Annotated in this window: 6 protein-coding genes and 1 rRNA gene; 1 reads left to right on the top strand and 6 read right to left on the bottom strand. The window is 27.7% G+C overall.

Annotation, left to right across the window (positions count from 1 at the left end):
* Positions 1-114: 114 nt before the first annotated feature.
* Genes DJ007_RS13445 through DJ007_RS13435 form a run of 3 tightly spaced genes read right to left on the bottom strand, consistent with a single transcriptional unit; the run spans position 115 to position 2,265 of the window.
* Complete coding sequence (locus DJ007_RS13445) at positions 115-885, bottom strand: type III pantothenate kinase (protein WP_129410026.1); 771 nt, start codon at positions 883-885, stop codon at positions 115-117.
* A 5-nt stretch (positions 886-890) separates the two neighbouring features.
* Positions 891-1,913: an L-threonylcarbamoyladenylate synthase gene (locus DJ007_RS13440; protein ID WP_129410025.1), complete on the bottom strand. Its 1,023-nt coding sequence runs from the start codon at positions 1,911-1,913 to the stop codon at positions 891-893.
* Positions 1,906-2,265 carry a carboxymuconolactone decarboxylase family protein gene (locus DJ007_RS13435; RefSeq protein WP_129410029.1) on the bottom strand — a complete coding sequence of 120 codons (360 nt, stop codon included), beginning with the start codon at positions 2,263-2,265 and terminating at the stop codon, positions 1,906-1,908. The genes DJ007_RS13440 and DJ007_RS13435 overlap by 8 nt, the downstream gene beginning before the upstream one ends.
* 356 nt (positions 2,266-2,621) lie before the next feature.
* On the opposite strand from DJ007_RS13435, the gene DJ007_RS13430 reads away from it, so the two are divergent.
* Complete coding sequence (locus DJ007_RS13430; protein WP_129410024.1) at positions 2,622-2,840, top strand: hypothetical protein; 219 nt, start codon at positions 2,622-2,624, stop codon at positions 2,838-2,840.
* Between the two features lie 79 nt (positions 2,841-2,919).
* Here the strand turns inward: DJ007_RS13430 and DJ007_RS13425 are convergent, their stop codons facing one another.
* From DJ007_RS13425 to rrf, 3 genes are all read right to left on the bottom strand, one after another.
* The gene (locus DJ007_RS13425) at positions 2,920-3,501 is read right to left on the bottom strand and encodes a hypothetical protein (protein ID WP_129410023.1); all 582 of its coding nucleotides are present in this window, start codon (positions 3,499-3,501) and stop codon (positions 2,920-2,922) included.
* Between the two features lie 80 nt (positions 3,502-3,581).
* A complete protein-coding gene (locus DJ007_RS13420) occupies positions 3,582-5,546 on the bottom strand; it encodes a methyl-accepting chemotaxis protein (RefSeq protein WP_129410022.1) in 1,965 nt (654 codons plus the stop codon).
* A 420-nt stretch (positions 5,547-5,966) separates the two neighbouring features.
* Positions 5,967-6,080, bottom strand: a 5S ribosomal RNA gene (gene rrf / locus DJ007_RS13415).
* Positions 6,081-6,083 lie beyond the last annotated feature (3 nt).

The raw sequence follows: 6,083 nt of genomic DNA, 5'->3' as shown, positions 1-6,083 counted from the left end.
TTTTTAATATACTACCTATATATAATAGCCCTAACGGTTTTAACCAAAAATCATATGCTGCGGTATCGTAAATCCATGGATTTATCAATAAAAAATGCTTTGATGAATGATTCATCAATCTACTCCTTTCATTAAATCATAAAAAGCATTTAATCCTTTTAACGTTAAATATGGATCATAATGATTAAATTCAGGAATTATCCCTTTTAATGATTTACCAATACCACCTGTTATAACTATTTTAAACTCTTTTTTATATTCATTTTCAATATCTTTTAATAATTGTTGTATTCCATATACAACTGTTTTTATTATTCCAATTTGAATGTTATCTATTGTATTCTTTCCAACAGAATAATCTAAAAATTCTAATTCTACCTGAGGTAATTTTGCTGTTTTGGAAAACAAAGCCATCATCTGTGTATTTATTCCTGGTATAATTGCTCCACCAATGAAATTACCTTCATATAAAACATCTATTGTAATCGCCGTTCCAAAATCTATTGCAATAGCATTTTCGCCATAATATTCTTTTAATGCAAGAATATTAGCTATCCTATCTGCTCCAACTTCATTTGGATAATCTACATCTAATTTTATGGATTTTATCTCCTTTGCATTCACAAAAATCGATTCAGTATTAAAATATTTTACCGCTAATTTACCCAATATATAATTTATAGAAGGAACTACAGAAGATATTATTACAGTTTTTATATCATTTTCGTCAATTTTTTCTCTCTTAAAAAGGGGATATAAATGAGAAAATAATTCATCCTCTGTTTCAAATGATTTGGTTCCTATTCTCCAGGTTTGAATAAACTTATCGTTTTCATACGTTCCTATAACTATATGTGTATTTCCTACATCAAATAATAACCTCAAGATTATTACCTCCAAATCTCTGAAGATGCTTTTCTTAATCTGTTCATTATAGATATTCCTAACCCTTCATCCTTTACCCCTTCAATAATAATTACATCATTTTTTGTTTTATCTGCATTTCTTAAAATAGCGAATAATTTTACAGCTATTTTATAATAATCATTTTTATTTCCTGAAGTTATTATATCATATTCTCTAAAGTATTTTTTATCTTCTTCAAACAAAACAAGCAAAGGATTTTTATAATTATTTATTTTTTCTTTTATTTTTTCTATCCTTTTTTTTGAATATTCAACCAATATTGTTTTCTTATCAGGAGCATAATGACGATATTTCATCCCTGGTGCTTTTGCTATATCCACCTTTCCTTTTCCATATATAAAATCTGGTATTTTTATATACCCAAATACTTCCTTTAATTTTTCTGGAATTATTGGACCTGGTCTTAATAATGTTGGAATATCCTCTGTCAAATCAATTACTGTGGACTCTAAACCAAAATCAACATTCCCTCCATCAATAATAACATCTACCCTGCCAAACATATCTTCTATTACATGTTCTGCTATAGTAGGACTCGGTCTTCCTGATAAATTTGCACTTGGTGCTGCTATTGGAACGCCTGACATTTCTATTAATTTTTGAGCAATAGGATGTGCTGGAACTCTTATTGCTACGGTATCTCTATTAGCTGTAATTATCTCCGGTACAATTTCTTTCTTTTTCAAAACAAATGTAATGGGACCAGGAGTTAAAACTTTTATTTTTTCAAAAATATTATCATCTATATATGTATAATCTTTTATTTTTTCAATTCTATCTAAATGCATTATTAATGGGTTATCTGATGGTCTTCCTTTGGCAGCATATATCTTTTTAACAGCAGTTTCATTTAATGCATTAGCCCCTAAACCATACACAGTTTCTGTAGGGAATACTACTAAACCACCTAATTTAATCTTTTCTGCTGCTATATTTATTTTTTTCAAATCAATATCAAACGGATTTACTTTAATTATTTCAGTCATTTTGCTCTCCTCTAATTTCTTTTTTAGCTTCTTCTAAAAAGGCCACTGCTTCTCTCAAATGTGGAATGACAATTGACCCACCAACTATTAAGGCTATGTCAAATATTTCATAAAATTCTTCATCTGTCACTTCTTCTTCTAAACATTTTTTTATATGATAGTTGATACACCCTTCACACCTTAAAACCATTGAAGCAACTAACCCCATCATTTCTTTATATTTTGTAGGTATTGAGCCCTCTCTATAAACTGCATTATCTAAACTAAAAAATCGTTTTGTATTTAATGTTCCATTCTCCAATATTTTTTTATTCATTTTTTCTCTAAATTCATTAAATTCTTTTAATTCCATCAAAAATATCCCTCCTTAAAAATTGGAATATCAAAATTTAAATTTTATACAATTAAGCTTTAATTATAATTTATCCTATATTTATTGTTAATCTATTATATATATGTAAATTTTTAATTTCTTAACAAAAAGGAAAAGTAATAAAAATACTCGTCTATTTTTATGATATAATAGTTATGAAAAATTATTATAGGAGGAATTTATGTGAATAATAAAAAAGTTATTATCTGGGATTTTTTATTCATCATTTATTTAATAGTACTAATTTATTTTGCTACTACCCTAAACCTCCTTTTAACTATTCAAAATTTTATGGTGAAGATAAAATATGGCATTTTGTTGCTTATGCTGGAGGTATGTTTTTATTTTTAAAAAGTTATTTTCACAGAAAATTCTTCTTATATTTTTTTGGCACAATAATATTTGTTTTACCTATTGGCAGTGAGTATATACAGGCTTTGTCTCCATATAGGTATTTTTCAATGTATGATGCCTTAGCAAGTTATCTTGGTATTGTTATAATGCTAACTGCTTTTTTAATTCATAAGAAAATGATTAAATCTAATAAAACATAAGGATTTCCTGCCGGAAATCCTTACTTGCTATTATTTTGCTCATCATTTTTAATTATTTCCTGTTTTACATTTATATACTCTACTCCCCCTTTTCAATCTGAATTTCATCTTCACCTTTTTCCCACATATCAAATTTTTTCATAACTAGATCGTATGTTTTTTCACTTACATCTGGCAATTTTCCACCTAAAACGCCCCTCACATCTTCAAACCCTTTTTTAACAGCATTTCTCAATAAATTTATTTTTGATTTATCTCCACCGGATATCGATTTAGCAAACTCCAATATCCTATCTGATACTGCTTCTGGACTCCATTTACCTGTTTCTAATTCCTTTTTCATTTCTGATTTTTCATCCTGCGTAATTCCTAACTGTTTTTTTATTTTATCTTCTACCCATGATTTAAACTCATTGAACATTTTTTGTGAATCATTTTGCAATTCTTTCCATCGATTAGGATTAATTTGAGGATTTTTATGAACCAAACTTGAATAAGTAGCTTTCATATATTCTATCTCGGTTTTAACATATACATCTCCCTTAAAATTTTTACTTTCACCTTTTTTATTACCATCACTTTTTTCCAATTCTTTATCTTTACCAATTTTTCTTACTTCTGAATACTTAAAATACTCAAAACCTTTGTTATCGATTCTCATTTTATCACCTCCGTTATACTAATCGACTATATTAATAATTTTATTAATAAAAAAACAAGACTCCATTAAGGAGCCTTGTTTTACATTTTAAATCTCTTTAACCCTTCAACTAAAGATTGTGATTTCATTTTTAATTCTTCAGTAAATTCTTCTAATTTTCTTATATTATCGCTTTGGTTATTTATTGCTTCAGCTATATTGGTAATTTCTTCTGAAATCAAAGATACTTCACGAGTTATTTTATCCATTCCAGCAGAAACTTCTTCTGTTGAAGCACTTTGTTCTTCTGAACTGGAGCTTAAATCCTCTATATTTAATGTAATCTGTTGAATTTTTTCCAATATAACTTTAAACTTTTCAGAAATATTTCCAGATTCTGTTTCTACATCTTTTATTATTTCACCTGTCTTTTCTGTAGCTTCACTTGCACTTTTTGCGCCTTCTTGAATTTCCAATAATATCTGAGCTATTTGTTCTGTAGCCTTTTTAGATTCTTCAGCTAATTTTCTTATCTCATCTGCAACAACAGCAAACCCTTTACCTGCTTCTCCTGCTCTTGCTGCCTCTATCGCTGCATTAAGAGCTAATAAATTAGTTTGTTCGGTAATGTTTTCTATTGTTTCGACAATTTGACCTATATTTTCAGCATTTGAAACTAATTCATTTACAGTATTTACAGTTTTATTTGATTGTTCTACAGCATGATTTATGATTTCTGAAATCTTAACAATTGATTCATTACCTTCCTTTGCTGTATTGGATACATCTAAAGCCTCTTTTGATAAACTTTGAGCACTCATTGAAATATTTTGAGCTGCTGCAGTTATTTCTTCTACTCCAGAATTTATCTCTTCTACAGAAGCTGCTGCAGAGTTTGAGCTTTCATCAATTTTTTCAGTTTTTTCACTAATATTTTCCATCTGTGAAGATTGAATATCTGCATTCTTATTTATTTCAAATGACATTTTTTCTAAATCTTCCGATGACTGTTTTATTTCATTCAAATAATTAACAAGATTTTTAGACATATAGTCTAATGATTTTGAAATCTCGGCAATTTCATCTTTTCCTTTAATTTCAAATTTTTGAGTTAAATCACCTTCGCCAAATTTTTTAACCTTCTCGGCTAATTTGATCAATGGTTTTGCAATAGAATTTCCTAATAATATAGAGATAACTAATGCTATAATAACAGCTATAAGCACTATAATATTGAAAAATTGTATTAATCCTTTTGCATTTTCTAATAATGTTCTTTCTGGAATAGATATGGCAACAGTCCAATTTAATGATTTTATCGGAGCATAAAACAACATTCGTTTTCCATCAGCTGCAATAATATTACCATAGCCTTTTTCTCCATTAAGCATCTTCTTAGATAATATATCCATACCCTTAAAATTAGATTCTAGTATATTACCTCCAACATAATCTTTAATAGAATGAGCTATAATTAAACCTTTTGAATCTGTAATAAAACTATAAATACCTTTTTCATTATCTGTATTCAAAAATTCCAAAAATCTTCCAATTGATATTGTAGCACCAATTAACCCTATAGTATTATTTTTATCATCTTTTATTGAATGAGCTATAACTATAATTGAAGAACCATCCGCTTTAGAAATCAAAACATCACTAATTGCAATATTCTGTCCAGACATTATTTCTTGAAAATATTTTCTATCTTTTATATTAGTTTTTACACCAGAAGTTGTATATGCATCACCTTTTTTATCTGCAATAAAAAACATTGAAAAATCATCCAGAACTTTTAAATCATTTTTTAACACATTTATCGAATCATCAAAATTCATACTCTTAAATATCTTTTTATTGGAAATTATTTCCATTTGATGAATTAGTCCGTCAAAGTATTCCTCAATTTGTTTTGATTGTTGTTCTAAAATTGAAAATGACGAATCAGAAATAATGGTTTTTAAAGAACTTCCAAGATAAAAATACAAGAATATTCCAACAAATAATCCTGCAGAAATTATTACAATAGAAAAAACCAATGCAATTTTAGTTTTTATAGATTTCATAATAAACCTCCTTTTAATTAGGATTGTCAATTATATTATAGCACAAAAATTACATATAAAAATAAAATTCATTTAACAATTAACTTAAATATAATATTATTATAGTAAGTTTTTTAATTTTTAAACGGAAACAGATAACAAAAAAGCAGCCTTTTTGGCTGCTTTTTTTAATTATGAAATAATTAATAATAATTATATTATTATATATAATATTTATCCTATTGCTGCTCGTAGAGCTGTCTCTGCTCGCAAAGGGTTTAGGAAAAGTATTTTAATAATAAAATAAAAAAAAACTTTAAACCTTTCGCTCAGCGAAAGGTTTAAGATAATTAATAAATATAATGAAGGAAATAAATTATAAATGGAATAAAAAATTAGCATAAAATAAAAACCCCAGTCAAAAATGACTGGGGAATAAAAAGAGGGCGCTACCTACTCTCGCATGGATTTCCCATACTACCATCGGCCCAGATATGCTTAACGGTCGGGTTCGGCATGGATCCGCGTGTTTCCATATCTGGTATCTGCACCCCTCAA

This window comes from Marinitoga lauensis (assembly GCF_004135675.1).
GTDB classification, from domain to species: domain Bacteria; phylum Thermotogota; class Thermotogae; order Petrotogales; family Petrotogaceae; genus Marinitoga; species Marinitoga lauensis.
Note: the sequence above shows the minus strand (reverse complement) of the source record. Positions and strands in the feature narration are given on the sequence as shown.

What these genes read in the sequence shown, in the direction of transcription:
- DJ007_RS13440 (WP_129410025.1), bottom strand. Translation starts at nt 1,913, where the DNA reads ATGACTGAAATAATTAAAGTAAATCCGTTTGATATTGATTTGAAAAAA.
- DJ007_RS13435 (WP_129410029.1), bottom strand. Translation starts at nt 2,265, where the DNA reads ATGGAATTAAAAGAATTTAATGAATTTAGAGAAAAAATGAATAAAAAA.
- DJ007_RS13430 (WP_129410024.1), top strand. Translation starts at nt 2,622, where the DNA reads ATGTTTTTATTTTTAAAAAGTTATTTTCACAGAAAATTCTTCTTATAT.
- DJ007_RS13425 (WP_129410023.1), bottom strand. Translation starts at nt 3,501, where the DNA reads ATGAGAATCGATAACAAAGGTTTTGAGTATTTTAAGTATTCAGAAGTA.
- DJ007_RS13420 (WP_129410022.1), bottom strand. Translation starts at nt 5,546, where the DNA reads ATGAAATCTATAAAAACTAAAATTGCATTGGTTTTTTCTATTGTAATA.